General features: G+C 54.8%; 13 protein-coding genes. 6 read left to right on the top strand and 7 right to left on the bottom strand.

Going from position 1 to position 17,148, the window contains the following annotated elements:
- Positions 1–110: 110 nt before the first annotated feature.
- Genes AC0JZ1_RS16400 through AC0JZ1_RS16415 form a run of 4 tightly spaced genes read left to right on the top strand, consistent with a single transcriptional unit; the run spans position 111 to position 3,949 of the window.
- Entirely contained in the window at positions 111–1,073 is a 963-nt protein-coding gene (locus AC0JZ1_RS16400; RefSeq protein ID WP_471883523.1) for an ABC transporter substrate-binding protein, read from the top strand.
- 41 nt (positions 1,074–1,114) lie between these two features.
- Positions 1,115–2,113 carry a FecCD family ABC transporter permease gene (locus tag AC0JZ1_RS16405; RefSeq protein WP_471883713.1) on the top strand — a complete coding sequence of 333 codons (999 nt, stop codon included), beginning with the start codon at positions 1,115–1,117 and terminating at the stop codon, positions 2,111–2,113.
- Positions 2,110–3,144, top strand: a complete 1,035-nt coding sequence (locus AC0JZ1_RS16410; RefSeq protein ID WP_471883524.1) for a FecCD family ABC transporter permease — start codon at positions 2,110–2,112, stop codon at positions 3,142–3,144. The genes AC0JZ1_RS16405 and AC0JZ1_RS16410 overlap by 4 nt, the downstream gene beginning before the upstream one ends.
- Before the next feature lie 7 nt (positions 3,145–3,151).
- Positions 3,152–3,949 (top strand): ABC transporter ATP-binding protein, encoded by a 798-nt coding sequence (locus AC0JZ1_RS16415; protein ID WP_471883525.1) that lies wholly within the window; start codon positions 3,152–3,154, stop codon positions 3,947–3,949.
- Positions 3,950–3,989: 40 nt separating this feature from the next.
- Here the strand turns inward: AC0JZ1_RS16415 and AC0JZ1_RS16420 are convergent, their stop codons facing one another.
- On the bottom strand, positions 3,990–4,685 hold the full coding sequence (locus tag AC0JZ1_RS16420; RefSeq protein ID WP_471883526.1) for a class I SAM-dependent methyltransferase: 696 nt from the start codon (positions 4,683–4,685) through the stop codon (positions 3,990–3,992).
- Between the two features lie 217 nt (positions 4,686–4,902).
- Here AC0JZ1_RS16420 and AC0JZ1_RS16425 point away from each other — a divergent pair, with 217 nt between their 5' ends.
- The gene (locus tag AC0JZ1_RS16425; RefSeq protein WP_471883527.1) at positions 4,903–5,805 is read left to right on the top strand and encodes an SMP-30/gluconolactonase/LRE family protein; all 903 of its coding nucleotides are present in this window, start codon (positions 4,903–4,905) and stop codon (positions 5,803–5,805) included.
- 235 nt (positions 5,806–6,040) lie between these two features.
- Positions 6,041–7,183, top strand: a complete 1,143-nt coding sequence (locus tag AC0JZ1_RS16430) for a polysaccharide biosynthesis/export family protein (protein ID WP_471883528.1) — start codon at positions 6,041–6,043, stop codon at positions 7,181–7,183.
- A gap of 18 nt (positions 7,184–7,201) precedes the next feature.
- On the opposite strand, the gene tagF is transcribed toward AC0JZ1_RS16430, so the two are convergent.
- Genes tagF through tssG form a run of 6 tightly spaced genes read right to left on the bottom strand, consistent with a single transcriptional unit; the run spans position 7,202 to position 17,148 of the window.
- A complete protein-coding gene (tagF, locus tag AC0JZ1_RS16435; protein ID WP_471883529.1) occupies positions 7,202–8,617 on the bottom strand; it encodes a type VI secretion system-associated protein TagF in 1,416 nt (471 codons plus the stop codon).
- A complete protein-coding gene (gene tssM, locus AC0JZ1_RS16440; protein WP_471883530.1) occupies positions 8,599–12,087 on the bottom strand; it encodes a type VI secretion system membrane subunit TssM in 3,489 nt (1,162 codons plus the stop codon). The genes tagF and tssM overlap by 19 nt, the downstream gene beginning before the upstream one ends.
- Positions 12,084–13,619, bottom strand: coding sequence for a type VI secretion system protein TssL, long form (gene tssL, locus AC0JZ1_RS16445; RefSeq protein ID WP_471883531.1), 1,536 nt, complete (start codon positions 13,617–13,619; stop codon positions 12,084–12,086). Before tssL ends, tssM begins: the two co-directional genes overlap by 4 nt.
- Entirely contained in the window at positions 13,616–14,956 is a 1,341-nt protein-coding gene (tssK, locus tag AC0JZ1_RS16450; RefSeq protein WP_471883532.1) for a type VI secretion system baseplate subunit TssK, read from the bottom strand. The genes tssL and tssK overlap by 4 nt, the downstream gene beginning before the upstream one ends.
- Positions 14,946–16,136 (bottom strand): FHA domain-containing protein, encoded by a 1,191-nt coding sequence (locus AC0JZ1_RS16455; RefSeq protein WP_471883533.1) that lies wholly within the window; start codon positions 16,134–16,136, stop codon positions 14,946–14,948. The genes tssK and AC0JZ1_RS16455 overlap by 11 nt, the downstream gene beginning before the upstream one ends.
- Positions 16,126–17,148 (bottom strand): type VI secretion system baseplate subunit TssG, encoded by a 1,023-nt coding sequence (gene tssG / locus AC0JZ1_RS16460; RefSeq protein WP_471883534.1) that lies wholly within the window; start codon positions 17,146–17,148, stop codon positions 16,126–16,128. The genes AC0JZ1_RS16455 and tssG overlap by 11 nt, the downstream gene beginning before the upstream one ends.

A 17,148-nucleotide genomic window follows, 5' to 3' on the forward strand; every position in this document is an offset into this window, starting at 1 on the left:
TTCGGCGACAACTTTTCTACTTACGAAAACGCAGACACAACGCGTTGAGATAAGTGTTGTCTCCTCCCTGCTTAGTAGTCATAGGTTTATATTTATTGGAGAATAGTCGAATGAAAAACATAAGTCTTCGTCTTAGCGCAATGGTCAGCACGGCGGTCCTACTGGCCATGCAACCTGCTTTCGCAAGTGACAAGCTTGCCGTGAAAGACGACCGCGGTGTCGAGGTGACAATCCAGGCTGTTCCGCAACGTGTGGCCGCAGTGTCTTACCTCGGCGTTGATACGGCGCTTGCACTCGGCATCAAGCCTGTTGCGACCACATACATGACAGCAGGGCGTGACCCTGACTTCCTGCTTGGCCTGACAAAGGGAATGAAGGCAATCGGACAGCGAGCAAAACCAAATCTTGAGCTTCTGGCAGAGGCAAAGCCCGATGTCATCATTGCGATGAAGCGGTATACAATTGGCAATGCGCCACAATATGAAAAGATTGCCCCTTATATCGCCTATAATGGTGAGCTCATCAGCCAGAGTTACCGAGAAGTGGCTGATATCTCGAAGATTCTTGGAAAGCCGGAACTTGGCGAAAAGCTGAATGCGGATTTCAAACGACACTTGGAAGAGTTTGCGGCCAAGGCTCCAAAGAATTCTCACCCTCGCTTCCAGATCATGTGGGCTGGCGACACGCCATTCTCCTTCCATACCGAGAATTCAGCGGCTTCCATTGTCGCAGCGCTCGGGGGCGATAATATCGTTGGGCCTGTGCAGAAAGACGGCAAATTCGGCATGGAAGTAAGTCTCGAAACCATGCTGGAAAAGGACCCAGAGGTCATCTTTGTCTATGATAGCGGCCCTGATCGTCCGCATGAAAACAACCCGATCTGGCAGCAGCTGTCTGCGGTCAAGAACAAGCGAGTTCATTATGTCGGCGATCAGTGGGTGGAGACGAATGGACCAATCGCGCGCGAAATCGTTCTGCGGGAGGCAGCCCACTATCTCTACCCAGAGACCTTCCCAGCTGTCGACGTGAAGACCGAAGCAGCAAAGCTCATTCCGGCCTCTGTTAGCCAGTGAGCCGCGCCGTGACGAGCTTGATCTCGGCTCGCGACATTCGCATGCTGGCGCTGACCACAGCTGTCGTCAGCGCCAGCATGCTTGTCATCGTCGGCGGCCTTCTTTTTGGAACACGTCCCGTGCCTCCTGCACTGCTCTGGCAGGTGCTTATGCATCCAGACGGAAAGATTGATTCAATTCTTGTTTGGACTTTAAGACTACCGCGGAGCCTCGTAGCTCTGATTGCAGGGGCAGGACTTGGCATATCAGGTTATCTGCTCCAATCGCTGACACGCAACCCCTTGGCGGGTCCGGGCTTGACAGGCGTAACGGCAGGAGCTGTCGCGCCAATCGTGATGTGTTTCGTGTTTCTGCCTTGGCTATCGTCTGTCTACTATCCCTTTGTGGGCCTGTTTGGCGGCCTTGCTGCTGCTATGGTGACATTTTGGATTGCGCATGGTGGTGTCCATGGCGGGTCAGGGCGCCCACTGCATCTTGCCCTTGGCGGCATCAGCGTTTCCATGTTTCTGACAGCCGTGACGACCTGGATCATCCTTGCAAGCGGTCCACAGGTGCCTTCGCTTCTCTTCTGGTTGTCGGGGGGCTTTCAAGGCCGTTCTTGGACACAGCTCATGTTCATGACGCCGTGGGTGCTGATCGGGTGCATAGGTGCCTTGTTGTGTCACCGTGTTCTCGCAATGCTTTCTCTTAGTGAGCAAGCCGCTGCTGGCATGGGGGTACAGTTGCAGCTTTGGAAGCCGGTTCTTTTGCTTTTTGCTGTTTTGCCAGTGGCGGGTATCGTTCCGGTTGCGGGACCTATCGCCTTTGTCGGCCTTGCGTCGCCCCATATTGCCAGATTACTTAAACCTTCCGGTCCGTTAGGCACCATGGCGCTAACCTGCGCTATCGGAGGCTTTATCGTCGCATTAGGTGATGTCATAGCGCGAAGCATTGCTCCGCCGCGCGAGTTGCCGTTGGGCGTGATAACAGCTTTAATTGGCGGTCCTGTCTTTATCTGGCTCGTGCAGCGGCGAAACTCCAATCTCGGAGGCTCGCGATGAGTGAGACTGCGGTTCGCAGAAAAAATCTGCCTATTGGCACGGTACTGCTCCTGTTTTTCATGATGCTACTCTCGCCTGTCGTGGCGGTGCTGCTTGGCGTGGTGGATATTCCGCCTGCAGACATTCTGGCTGTATTTCGGGGAACAGCGTCGAGGGATGTTCAGTCAATCATTTGGGACATGCGTATTCCCCGCGTGCTGGTTGGGGCCGTGGCGGGCATTCATTTGGCTGTGGCAGGCCTCATCCTGCAAAACGTCACCAAGAACCCCTTGGCCGATCCCTCAATCATGGGCATTTCTCAAGGAGCCACCCTCGCTGTTAGCCTGTTTTTGGTACTGTCCGTTTATATCCATTATACCGGCACGACGACAATTCCTGAGCTTCCACTCGAGTGGCTCCCAACTATCGGCGTCATCGGTGGCGCAATGGCTGGTGGGCTGATTTACCTGCTGGCTTTTCGAACCGAGCTTGGGCCACTGCGCATAACGCTTTGCGGCATTGCGGTCGGTGCCGTTCTACATGCTATTGCCATAGGTCTTATTGCCGGCTGGGGCTCAAACAGGTTGGATGTGCTTTTGGAATGGCTGTCGGGCAGCCTCTATGCGCGCAGTTGGGAACATGTTGTTTTCCTGCTGCCCTATACCGCAGCTGGCTTGATATTCCTGCCGCTCATTCGCCGCCCGCTGGAAATGTTGCGGCTGGATTCGACCGTAGCACAATCCTTCGGCCTTTCTTATCAGAGACAGTTCACACTGGCTCTTTTCCTCTCCTGCCTTCTCGCATCCAGTGCCGTAGCAACCGTAGGCCCAATTGTTTTTATCGGTCTCGTTGTTCCACATCTTGCGCGATACGTTGCTGGCAGTCGCACGAATCTGATCCTGCCTCTCACCGTTGCTTTGGGTGCAATCGTCGTCACCCTCGGTGATCTAGCGGGCCGCATCCTCGGCCAGGCTGAGGAAATTCCCATCGGTGTCATCACTGCCATTCTTGGTGTGCCGGTTCTTATCTTTATTCTTCGGAAAACTCCTTGAGGTCTCCATGCCCCTCTCCTGTTCCAATCTTTCCGTCCAATATGGAAAGCGTAAAGCACTCAATCGGTTGTCGCTAACGCTTCAACCGGGAGAAGTTCGAGCTCTCATCGGCCCGAATGGCTCTGGCAAAAGCACAGCGCTGCAAGCTCTGGCAGGGTTGGCAAAGCCGAGCGAAGGCAATGCGGCGATAGACGGTGTAACGGTTTCATCCCTTTCAAGACGACAACTGGCAAAGCGGCTGGCCTTTCTGCCGCAACAACCTGTGGCACCGGATGAGATGACTGTTGAGCAACTGGTCCGCCAAGGCCGCTTTGCGCATGTTGGCTTGTTGCGAAGCTATAAAGCGGAGGATGAAGCGGCCATTCAATGGGCTTTGGAATGTACCGGCCTAGCCGGTCATGCGAACCGAATTCTGCGGGAGCTTTCCGGCGGTGAAAGGCAGCGGGCTTGGATATCCGCTGCTGTGGCACAGGAAGCACAAGTTTTGTTGCTGGATGAACCAACTTCGTTCCTCGATATCGGCTATCAGATCGAAGTGCTGGATCTGGTGCACCACCTGAGCAGAGAGCGCGGCGTGACCGTCATCATGGCAATTCACGACCTCAACCAGGCCATGTCCGTTTCAGATCGGATATCGCTGCTGGCCCAGGGTGAACATTTGTTTGACGGCAAGCCGGACGATCTTGCACGAAGCGGCCTGATCGAACAGGTATTCCGCGTGAAGGGCCGGTTCGTCGATATCGCCCCGGATGCTCCACCCCATTTTGATGTAGAGCTTGCGCGCCGTAGCGCTTTGCGTGCCTGACGTCAGCCCCCTGCCTCATCGGCAGGGGGTATTTCGCAACTTAGAAAGGCTTAAACAGCCGGAAAACGACTTTGGTGGTTGAATAATAGGTGAGCGCGTCGGCAAAACTTGGGGTCCAATTACTCTTTGAGTAAGGTATGAAACCATCAAAGTTCAGCTTGCGCGCAGAAACCTTGAAACCCGTGGCCTCGAAAACTTCTGCATAATCGGTGATCGAACGATCCTGCACAACGGTATGCGTTTTCTCGGCAACCAGCCTGCGCCACTGCGGCCATAGAGGATTATCTGTGTGGCAGCCGGTCACCGCATAATAAACGCCACCAGGCTTCAACGCCTGCCAAACTTCAGACGCATGACGTGCAATATTTTCGATGAGGTAGATCACCTCATGGCTGAAGGCCAGATCGAACTCTTCACTCCATCCATCAAGATGCGCAACGGCTTGGTATTGAACAGGAAGATTCCCCTTCAAACTGTTCGCTTTGGCGATGGACTGCTCCGCTATATCAATCCCTAATGCTCTATGAAACGGACGCTGCGAATGCAAAAGACGCAAGAAACCGCCTTGATTACATCCAAAATCAAGCACGGCTTTACCCGTAAGATCGCGTTCGGGGATGAGGTCGATGATATGTCGCCATATGGGGGCATGGCCGTCTGCCATCGCATCTTCCGCATCCGGATCAATATACCAGGTGGAAATCGTTTTGATTGTGTCACTGCCCAGTTGCGCCATAACATCATCCACTAAAATACTACTGCTCTGAAATATTCAGTCAAATCCACTATGTGAATACCGACATAACGGCAAAACAGATAGCCTGCCTCTCAGGTTTTTTCATGTGTTTTTATCAATTGACGATTCTCGCCTGGGGCTCGTTTTAGCAGCGGCAAAGAGCTACAAGGCAAATCAAAATATATCGCAACTCTGCCCTCCGGTTAGGATTATTTCCATGAGCGGCTCCACATTCGATATCATCGATCAACGCTTCCGCCACCTCATTGTGCCAAGCGCGGCGTTAGAAGAATTGTATAGCGACGGTCGTTGGACAGAAGGCCCCGTATGGTTCGGTGACCAAAATCTGCTCCTCTTCAGCGACATTCCGAATGAACGGATTCTTCGCTACGTTGATGGTCAATCTGTTTCGATTTACCGTCAGCCAAGCAATTTCGTGAATGGTAACACGCGTGATCGCCAAGGGCGCCTCATCTCCTGTGAGCACGGCGGACGTCGCATCATACGCACGGAAACAGATGGCCGCATTACGGTTCTGGCTGATGGTTATAAGGGTAAGAGGCTGAATTCACCCAACGACGTGGTGGTGAAATCTGATGGTACGATTTGGTTCTCCGATCCCACCTACGGAATCATGTCTAATTACGAAGGGTATAAAGCGGAACCGGAGCAGGAGAAACGAAATGTATTCCGGTTCGATCCCGCCAACGGTGAACTCGTTTCGGTCGTCGATGATTTCGGCCAGCCAAACGGCCTAGCATTTTCACCTGATGAGACCCGTCTATATATCGCTGATTCAGCGCGCAGCCATGATGACGCAGCCAAACCTGTGATCCGGGTTTTTGATGTCGTAGATGGCAGGAGACTTTCCAATGGTCGGGTGTTTTGCGAGCTGGAAAATGGCGTTCCCGACGGCTTTCGGCTGGATATCTATGGAAACCTGTGGACCAGCGCTGGCGACGGCGTGCACTGTTTTTCCTCTGGCGGCAGTTTGCTCGGTAAAATCCTTATTCCACAAACTGTCTCAAACCTCTGCTTCGGAGGTCCAAGGCTTAATCGCCTTTTCATAACCGCCACGCGATCGCTTTATTCAATTTATACCGCAACAATAGGGATCTGACGGTGTGGTGAAAGCGAATTCATGCATCGTCGTTGATGAAGCAGCAAGTGGCCAATCATCTACAATCTTAGATAAGTTTAATACTGCTGCAACGCCGTGCAATGTTTGCGCGTTGCCGATAAGCCACAATTTCAAGTAATAGTAGCTGAAATTCAACACATTGGCGAAACTGATATTGTATCACCGCCTTGCAATGCTAGTTTCCAGAAAATTCGAGTGATTTGTGGGGATTGTGATGCGAAAGATCGGTTCGATCTTATTGTGCTTGGCATTAGCAGCATGCGCGAGGCCGTCAGACGGCCCCTCTCCCTCCAGCTTCTACAATGCGAAAGACCCATCAACCGGGCAGAACATTCCGGTTGTTCGCCTTTCTCAGGCTCATCTGTCGTCTGTAAATACAGCACCACTTGCCTATAACCCCGCAGATCCAGGCCTCTCGATCTTCCGTTCGAATGGTGCAAGCGATGTTCGCCTGCGGCGTGGCGATGTCATTGAGGTCACGATCTTCGATACGGGAGAAGAGGGTCTGTTCTCATCCGCCAATAGCAAGACCTTGCCACTTGGGCGCTTCACGGTTGATTCATCGGGCAATGTCGTCCTGCCATTCGTTGGCAAGCAACGCGTTCTCGATTCCTCACCTGAAGCTCTACAAACCCGCATCGTCGGCGGTTTGAAGGGCTCTGCCGTTAATCCGCAAGCTGTGGTGACCGTGGTCGACCGTCCCGGCAATGGAGTGACCGTTGGTGGAAGCGTTCGCACACCCGGTCGCGTGGCACTGTCTGCGCGCAAGGAAAAGGTTACAGATGCAATTGCACTTGCCGGAGGCGCCTTGTCTGCGCCAGCCAGTGCGACGGTCACTTTGATGCGTGGCTCGCGAAAGGCAACGGCTCCGCTCTCTCGCGTTCTGAACGAAGACAGACAGAATGTTTATCTGCTGCCTGATGATCAGATCTTTGTGCAGGACGCTGCACCAAGTTTCACCGTGATGGGTGCATTCAAAAGTACCGGCGAATTCAAGTTCGAGCCCGGCCAGCTCACGCTATCCCAAGCAATCGGCCGTGCCGGTGGATTGCTGGATGATCGTGCGGATGCAAGCCAAGTCTATATTCTGCGCAATCAAACCAAATACACCACTGTGCAAACGAGCGCCGGCAAAACACTCACAACCACGACAGCCGTATCCAACAAGCCTGTCATCTATCGCGCGGATATGAAGGATATCGCCAATCTGGCGCTGGCGCAGCAGTTCCAAATGGCGAATGGCGACATTCTTTATGCCGGAAATTCTGGCTTGGTTGATTTTGCAAAACTGTTCAATGTCTACCAGAAGTCTCCGAACCTGCCTGCGGCCGCACCACCTGTTTCGCCAAGCAATTGAGGTAAATCGGTTAGCTGTTCAAGCAGATTGAACGCGAACAACAAGGGCTGTCACGTTATCGGGGCAGCCGGCAATCAGCGCATTTTCGATCAGAATACGCGGCAGTTCTGCGGACTTATCTTCGAGCATGGTTTCTGCGACTGATCGTTCCGAGAGACAGCGCAGCAGCGAACCACTGCATAAAAGAAATATGTCGTCTGGTCGGATTTCCTCAACCAGGCTTTCGGTCTGCAAGGTCGCGTCCAAACCCAGAGCTTTGGAAAGCGACCGGCGCATGCCAATCTGCACGTGATCCCGGGTCAAGCATCGTAACATGCCGTCTCGAAAGAGATAGCAACGGCTATCTCCAGACCAAAGAACTGCAAAATTCGCACTCTCCAGAACAAGGAGCGCGATACTAGCAACAGCGGATCTTGCGGAGGCGGGATTTCCGTTGCGCGATCGTAGCAGGGTGTTTGCGCTTCCAAGTTTCCCCTTAAGCTCTCTGAGACGTTGGTCCATTGGACCATCCATCACCGCCTGGCCTGCCAAATGCACCGCTAGTTTTGCGGCTTCGGCCGAAGTTTGTGTTTCACCTGAGCCACAGGACACCCCAAACAGGCCTGCTGGCGCTGAAGCAAGAAGCGCATCTGAAATAGGCTTCCCCCGGGTTCCGGCATGAGTTTGGAAACTATGTGTCCAACTGAGGTGCGATACCATCTCGGTGGCGGAAACTGCTGCCACAGGCTGCCCGGAGACTGCTGGCGGCGGCGCGGCCTTCACATTCCGGTGTGCATCTGTACGGTCGGCTGAAGTGGTAAAAAAGCGGAGGAAGTCGTCCTTCTTTGGCGCACCTTCATTACGAAAGCCCTGCACGTCCCTTGAGCCAGGCAAGACGGTCCACCAAAGGCTTTCGCGAGTGGATCGATTTGCTCTTTTCACATCACCGTCCCGGGAGTTGATAGGGCGAATACGGCGCAGTTTTTGCAGCCCTTGCGTAAAGCTATCGAGTTGAAAGTCCCGGCGTTGGCCTCCTTCGGCCATAGCCTCCAAAGCAGTGAACCAGCTCTCATCTTTGTAGAACTTGAAGGGATGCTCATCGGCCTGATGGATCTGACTGAGCAGAACCAGTGGAAACTCGCGGCCTACCCGATCAGCGCTCGCAACCATGACCCCCGCTATCGCGTGGCTAGACCAGAGCCCTTCTTCGATAATGAATCGCCAAGGTGGCATGGTTTGGAAAGCATGCTTCCAGCGACCGCCCAAACTCTCCTTCGCTGTCTGCAAGCCAGCTTGCAACCAATCCTGGAGTGTTCGCTGGAGATTAGAGGATAGGCCCCAGCCCACGAAATCCCCATGCGTGGGCAGCTTCCCGAAGAAGCCAATCCGGTCCAGTTCCTTCAAACCATGCAAATTCGCCTGGTCCTGCACGGCCATCAGAACTGCCTCGGGCATGAAAAACTACCGAGCGCCGGCAGCCTGAACGGATTGAGGACAGAACCAAACTGCACATCGAACTGTGCAACTTGGTCGCCGCGTGAAAACTCGGCACGAAATAGGTTTGGTTGGCCTCCTTGGCTGAGCTTGGCGCTATCAAAGAGGCGAAATGCCGACCAATCCCCAGTCGTCGTCAAAGCCTGCTGCCAACCGCCGGGTTGAAACGCGAGGCGTGAACTGTTGCTGGCTTGTGCGGCTGGCCAGGTAACGGATTTGGATAGAACCGGCCCATGGAAATAGACCACTTTCTCCCCTCCAAGTTCCAACATCACCGCATTGGCAGCCTGAGTGAGGGATACTGGCGTGATGTTGATTGAGACCGCAGGCTCCTTGGCGCCGTTCGGGAAGAAGGCGCGCGTGATCTGATCGGCCTTATCGAATTCTGCGATCGCTTCGCTCGGTATGCTTGCCGCGCCAAAGGTGCCTTTCCATCCCCATGGCGAGGCACTGGTATCTACGAAAGCCTCAAGATTATCCTTGAAGAAGGTTTTCAGCAGCCCTTCCGGCCCGAAAAGGCGAACGAAATCGCTCATAGCTACATCGGTTGTCGATTCACGGTCAAACGGATAGCGACCGGAAAGGGCGTTGGTGCAGTAAGAGGCTGACTCCGCTGCCCAACGATCTGCAATGCGCGCTCGCGCGGATCGAACCGCCAGCGAACCAATATCCGCAGCCACGCCTGCCATCCAGGTATCGAGAGGTGCTGGCATTTGGCGTGCCTGTTGAAGCAGATCCTGATTGGCGGTGGTCAATTGACCGTCTACATCAAACACTTTCGCAATGGTTGCGGTGGATGTCGATGCGCGCGAAAGCTGGTCACGCAATTTCTGTAAAGTGCTGATCAGTTGCTTTAGCGGCGGAAGGGGCTTCTCAGTGCCATCGACGCTTTGAGGGGCAGCTTCAACACCTTGCGTGGGCAGGATTTCGCGAAGTTTTGCGTAAGGATCCGGCAAGGACGAAAGGGACATGATATTTCGGTTACCCTCATCTGCTGTCGAAATTGCTCCTGTTACCAGCGCATCGGGCGATCGCAGATCTGTTGAACTCGCGACGGAGCGAACCAAGCCTTCGACGGGATTGGGTTCCACGGTCAGCAGTCTCAAGGTTTCCGCAGCGTTCGCCAGGGTTTGCGGTGTCTTCACACGCAGATCCGCTAGGATTGATCGCCATTGCTGCTCAAACTCAGCAAGATAAAGCTGAAGGGCAGCATCCGAAATTTGGCTCACAGAGATTTCCGCCGGATTGGAAGTGCCCCTAACCCATTCCTCGCCAATGGCGTCACGGGCTGCATCGTCCAATCTTGACCGTACAACCGTTTGAAACCCGTTTGCTGTCAACAGGCCTGGCAAACCGACCCGTAAACCAGCGCCTGAAGCTCGCTCAAACGCCTGCTCACCCAAAGGGCCGAGAGCACCAGATGGCGTCCAAGAGGCGAGCTTGCGTGCCTCTGGATAGTTTTTCAGAATTTCGAACGCCCTAGATGCGACAGTAATATCGCGAACCTTGATCCTGGTTTCGGCAATCAGCCGGTTATCCAGTTCTATAGGCGGAATAACCCCTTGTACGAGTGCCGAAGCATGTCGTAGCAGTGATTTTCGGGTCGCTGCTCGGCCATCGCCTGGAAATAGCGACATGAAAATATCATCTGCTTGCTGTTCGGCAAATTCTCGATCAACCGCTCCAATACCGCCTAGCATTCCATAGAATTTCAGGGCGTTGAACGCCTTCTGTGGATCCTTGTCGTTTTGCATATCCCGCTGCAACTGCACCATCAATCGCGGCAATAGCAGAGCATTGAGCGCTCGCTGATAAGCATCGCGCTGACGCCCTTCCACCTTCTCCTGTTGGTCGAGCCCGAAGCTGACAGGCCATGCCCTCGCCTGCTCGAAGTCATCTGGAATTGTAGCGAGGTTATCGAGTGCCGGCAAAATTCGCAGAAAGTCCGTGTCTTTGACATCTTGAACAGGGATGCCGCGAGCAAGCTGCTCATAAGCGTTCAAGCGCTTATCGGCGTTTGCGAGTGCGGCACTATTTTGAACATAGGTCGCAATCCAGCTGGTTAAAACGACAGCCACCAGAACGGCAGCCAGTGCATAGGTTGCGCGCCGTATGAACAGTTGACGTCTGCTCAAACGCTTATCGCGGGCGACAAGCGAAGCCTCTTCAAAAATGACGTCGTGGAACAGCCTCTTGAGGAAATAGCTACGACGCGGACGTGCCTGCAGCGCTTGCGCCATTTCCTCTTGCGTCTGGGTGCCAGAGGCGAAGTAGACGCCGCGCAGCAATGGCGGCTCCATAAGTTTCGATCCAGCGCAAAGCTCTGGCATGACCTCGACCAGACGCTCTCGCAACAGCGCAAGTTGGGCAGGAAAGCGAAAAATCCTGCCGCGAACATCTGAATTCGGCTCCTGTTGAAGTCTTTCCAGCAGAAGGGAGTTCACCCTCTCCTGAAGAAGGGCAAATTCCATGGCAAAGGTATCGGGCAGGTCAGACGCTTTTTCGCTTTTTTCCAAGTCAAAGGTCATGCCCCAGACCTGTTCGCGATCCGATTTTCCGAACCCGTCAAAAAAATCGACGAAGCCTGTCAAGAGGTCGGCTTTTGTCAGAACGAGATAGACAGGCACTCGCACCTGCAACTGCTGGTCCAGCTCTGCCAATCTCTGTCGGATAATGCGAATCTCTTCCTTTTGCGCCTGCGGATCGCGCTCTAAAAGGTCTCCGATAGACAGCGTAATCAAGGCGCCGTTAATCGGCTGCGAGCGTCTGTACTTGCGAAGAAGATCGAGAAAACCTTCCCAGCCTGCCTTTGCCGTACCGTTCAGGTCTTCCTGCGTTGTGTAGCGGCCAGCAGTATCGATCAGGATCGCTTCATCGGTGAACCACCAATTGCAGTTCCGCGTGCCGCCAACGCCCTGCACAGAATTGCCGCCCAGCGCGTCCCCCAGCGGAAAGTTGAGGCCCGAATGCGTAAGCGCGGTGGTCTTACCGGAGCCAGGTGCACCGAAGATGACGTACCAAGGGAGTTCGTAAATATAGCCGAAACGTTTGCGGGTTACACGGCGCAACAACTGGAGGGCGTCTTTCAGCCGTTGATGGATTTCAACAACTTCCGCCTTCTGGCTGGCTTCAGCTTCCTGCTCAGCGCTTCTCTCAATCCCATCGACCAATTCCGCATCACGTTTGCGACTGCGGATGATCGTGACCACCATATAGATGATCCACGCCAGCACGAGAACGCCGATGGTGACGATCCGGGCGTTGACACTGACCAGTGGCTTCCATTGGCCAAAGGCAAGCAGGTAACCGTAGAACCAGATGATGACGCAAAGGGCTATAAGCCAAATGACCGAGATGAAGCGTCTGCCGAGCAAACCGGCATAGGCTTCGACATAAGAACGGATTGTATAAAAATAGCTCAATGGGTTCATTGGGCGCTACCCGGTGTTTTACCTGCTTCGGGTTCTGGTTGCGTGCGAACAGCAGGCGCGGTGATGCCTGCCTCGTTCAGCCGCTGGCGAGGATCCGTCAGCACTAGGATCTCTGTCCGCCGGTTCATTTCCCGGCCTTCAGGGGTGGTGTTAGGCGCGATGGGGTCACTATCGGCACGGCCTTCCGTTAAGATGGCTTCGGGACCGGTGTATGCTGAAAGGATCTCGCCGACCGCCTTGGCTCGTGCCTCGGACAGGTGCCAGTTGGAAGGAAACTGAACGGTGCGAATAGGCGTGTTATCCGTGTAACCCACAACAACCGCCCTAAATTGCTCACCTGCCAGCGCGCCGCCAATCCGCTCCAGCAAGCCGCGAAATTTATCGCTCACCTCAGCGCTGCCCACGTCAAACAATCCTGAATTGTTGATGCGGATGCGCAAGCGGCCATTGGCATCGGAGAGGGAAACGAGGTTTTTCTCCACCTCTGGCTGAAGGAACGCCATGAAGTTTTGCAGCGGCGATGGCTTGGACGGTTGCTCCGGCGCCTTTTGAGCCGGAGCAGGTTCCTCTTTTTTCGCTTCAACGGGCTTTTCATTGACCGGCGGCGCGGGTGGCACAGTCAAGGCCACGCTTGGCGTTTCGTGTGGCGGAAGACTTGCCATTCGAGACAATGTACCATCCGATACGGAGTTGAGGGAGAACGTGAAGAAAATATATCCAAGACCGAAGAGCAGCGCGAGAATGGAGAGCAACGTCCATAGGGCCGTGGCAGTTTTCAGCGGCTTGTGACGTGCGGCAACGCCTCTCCAATGAGGTGAAAGCTCTCGCTCGAATATACCGTATTGGCCAAGAAGTGTCTTGTAGAGACTGTCTCTGACACGCCCCAGTTCCAGGTTACCACGCGGCGAAACTCGCATTCTGCCTTCGAAAGCGAGGGACAGGCAGAGGTAGATGAGAAGAAGAATATCCTTGGACGAGCCAGGAGACTGGTGAAAATGATCGAGAAGATCGAAGACCTTTTCACCGCCCGTTACATCCATGTGGAAGGTGGAGACCAGCCCGGAACGCGCCCAGCCCGCAGCTACGCCCCATGGCTTACTGAGCACCACATCATCAACCGTTGCACAGACCACGTAGTGCGCAGCTCTTGCACGCTCCGGCGCAATGCGCGCTGCGGATAAATCCCGCTCGTAGGCATTGACGGCGGCGATAGACACACGACGCAGCTCATCAATATCAGGCTGTTCGGAAGTGTGGCGAATGGCATGTGCAAGGTTGAGAAGCGGTGCTGCCGACCGTACCAGCGTCGGCACCTCATCTCCACCAAGTGTAAAGTCCTTGACCAGCCGTTCCGTCGACCACCCCCCGGGAGATGAAGCACGGCCTGCCGCGCTCGGATCTTGCTGCGCCGGGTTGATGATATCATCGAGGAAATCCGACATGGTACCGGGGGACTGACGCTTGTTCACACCATCCTCATCCAGATCGACAATGGTTGGCAAATCCTGCCAGGAACTGCTGTCTTTGTTCATTCTCTCAAGGCCCACAGTTCCATCTCAAGCCCTTGGAACTCACCCGAAAGATGTAGGGCGATGGCACCAGAGGTCTCAAGCTGCTTCCACAAGGGATTTTGGGTGTCCAACTCGAAGTAGATCGTTCCAGACCTATAGGGCAACTGCCGCGGTAAGACCGGAAGCGGACGCACTGGAATACCGGGCAAGGCGACATTGACCAATTCGGCAATACGCTCCACCGGCCCCACCTTGATCTGGGCGGGAAGCTTGCGGCGTATTTCTTCGGCGGGCATATCGGCGCGGACGGCCAGCACAAAGCCCGCATCTCTGAGCAAGGTGCGATCATGGATCGTACCAACGCGTACGCCGTGCCGGCGCTCAGCCAGCTCAATGGCGACTGCTGATTGTTCAAGGACTGCCGAGAGCGAGGTCCGCAGATCGTCGAACACTGCGGCGAAGGTGGATTTCAGGTCATCATGACGATAGGGCGGAAATTCCGTTGCCCGTTTGCGCTCGGTTGTGAAGGTTGAAAGCTCGCCCGCCAGCTGGATACAAAGCTCATAGAAATTCATGGGATGAAGGCGCGTTGCATTGGCCGCCATGTGATGCAGCAGAGGATCAGCCCGGTTGAGGATCTGCAGCAGGAAATAGTCCCCGACCTCTGCTGTTCCCCGAATGGTGGGGTCCCCAATACGGTCTGCAATGGCTTCGGCGCGATGCCTGACAATGCCGAGCAGTTCTTTCATCAATTCCGATAAGCGAGGCTCGGCTGCACAGTTCAAGCTCGGCGCGAGGTAGTCAGGATCGAGAATGACGGCACGGTCCGAGCGAACCTCAATGATACGCGCAACGCCGATCAGATCGAACCCGGACAAGTCGTCGCCCGATTTCAGGTAACGAAGGTTCAGCCGCCCGACTTCAATGGGTGCCATGAAATCCGTTTCAACATTCGCATCGGGCGCTTCATAGGGAGAAGCCACATGGCGAACCTGATGCAGAGCTGCTGTGCCGTTCAGCGCTATATCCGCCCTGCCCGGTTGGCGCGTGGGTAGAGCGAGATAGATGACCGCGTTCTTCACGGTTTCATCCAGCTCCAGTGCCGGTGGAAGATCGCAATCAATGGGTGCTTCAAAGGCAGTACCGTCTGGAAGAATGCCGCGAAGATTACTCACGGAGAAACGCCCGATAGCCAGAGCGCTTCTATCGATCTCAATGGCCGCCACCCCCCAGGGATAGGGTGAAAGCGTGCGCATGGTGGTGCTGATCAAGCGCTCCGTCCAACGATCTGCCTGCTGAAAATGCTGAACCCGGAGAAACATACCCTCGCTCCAGGCAACACGGTTCTCATACCTCATCCGGTATACTTCCTTCCTTGGAGGCGCTTGGCTCACCTCCGGTCTCATCTGATGCTGATGTCAGGTACGAACTGCGCAGCAAATCGGCGGTGGAAAGCTTCTTTCCCCCTTGTTCGAATTGCTGGCTATAAAAGCGCCAATAGGTCGCTTGTTGGAGAAAAGCAAAACCGGGCCTTTGCTTCGCGTCCGCCCGAACTTCCACGATGCTTGGATCAAACAGGCGCGCGGATTCGCTAAACAAGGTTTCGAGCGCTTCATTCACGCGCATCTGTTTGGAAAGAATTGCTTCCAGTCGGCCAGCCAATTCTCGCGCATGATTATCAGAGAATGAAAGCCCTACCATACCATCATGTTCTGACAGCTTCAGAGTGGAAAAGCTTTGATCGAGGGCCTGTTCCAGCTGCCGTACCAGGGCGTCCAGTCGTGGGCTGGGATTTGCAGCCAGCTGCGGCTCGAAGAGAGGTTCCACCGCGTTTGGTGTTATACCTGTAGAGCTTTGAGCGGGCTCATCCTGTCTCACAGAACGACTGATGCCGACAGAAACCCGCGTGGCAGCGCTGTGCTCCAGCACATGCCCAAGACCGGTTTCGGGCTCGCCCTCTTCCCACCAATTATCAGGCAGTAATTTGCTTGGCTTTTTCGGGTCAGGAGCGCCGTTCCAGCCGATCTCAACATTACGCGACGACGGTGCGCCCGGCTTTGGATTCTGAATGAATGCAAGCGGATCGTCCAGCTCGCGCGGACCAAGCGGGCCGGAGGCTATGCGACCCGCTGGCACGACATCCGAAAGAATGGAGGATATGGTCAAAGGCTCAGAACTTAGAGCAAGGTTCTGACGAGGATCGTCGTGATATTCGCTTCGCTCACGGTGGATAGCGGCCCGATAGGTGTAATTGCCGATCACGACAATGCTTTGATCGCGAAGGACAGCCGTCTGCCCATCATGCAGCCAAGCACCTTCGACAGAGGCCCCATGCGGACTACAGTTTTCCAATATGAACCGATCACCTTGCCGCTCGATGAGGCAATGAACGGCGGCGATCGAAGTGTCAGCGGGCTTAATTTGCCAATCGCAGTCAGCGCCGCGCCCAAGCGTTTTCCGCCCCCGCTCAAGCGTCCAAGAAGACGCAGATCCGTCGTGATGCTGACGCGGTGCTTCAAGGATCAGTTCAAGATGCATGGCGCAACTCCCCGATCAATTTTTCAACGGACCCTGCCTGTATGACAGCATCTCCGCTATCTTCATGCGCGGGCGCGGTCCTTGCCCAAGAATTCCAACCAAGCCGCGGAGGATCGCCTGCGCGCCCCAATTGGCACATCGGCACATCTTCCCGCCGAAGAATGACCTGAACATCGAAATCCAGGGTCGGGCCAACATAAAGGCGTGTCAGTGCAACGATTTCACGAATTGAACGGCTGTCCGGCGAAAGGCGCATATAATCGCCGTAAGATAATGGCCCGATGACGAGCCTGAACGCACCTGTCAGATCACGCAATCTCTCACCCGCGCTGGCATTAGTGCCAAGCACGAGGCCTTGCGGCTGGCCAAGCGAGCTTCTTTCACTCATCGGAATCTGCAACCAGCGCGGCCTGAATTGATCCACTTTAACCGACGCACCGGTCAACTCTGTCAGCATGGCGGCGAGCCCTGCGGCTGAGCGGGTTCTGTTTGCGAAGAACCCCGAAAAGCGCAAGACGAAATTTTTATCTATTTCCGCATGGCTGATGGTGCGACGTGTGCCAAAACCACCAAGAGAAAGAAGCGTTTTAAAGAAGCCGCTTTCCGCATTGCTCCCCTGCCATCGCAACCACCGTGCCAAGCGATATTTTTCGGTAGCATCTGCAAAGAGTTCGCTGATCCGGCTGTTGAAAATATCTAGAAAGGCGGAGAGAGAGCGCGACCGCTGCCGCTCCTCGTGCATGACAAGCTGATTATAAGACGGAGGCAATGAGCCGACCGGCCCGCTGAGGCTCGCAAGCAGCGTCTTGATCCTGTTGCGCTTTTCCTGTCGCGTGAAACCCGAAACGGCAACAGGTGAAGGTTCGACGCCAATCGGCGCAACGATATCGAGCCCCTGAGGGCTGGCGCGCTGAGCAACACGGAGTGCAGTCACCGGTTCAAAGCTTCCGGGGTCCTGCGATAACCGCTCCGTCAGAGTATCTTGTGTGTAATCGACCGACCGCGCGTCCAT

This window comes from Affinirhizobium capsici (assembly GCF_977018625.1).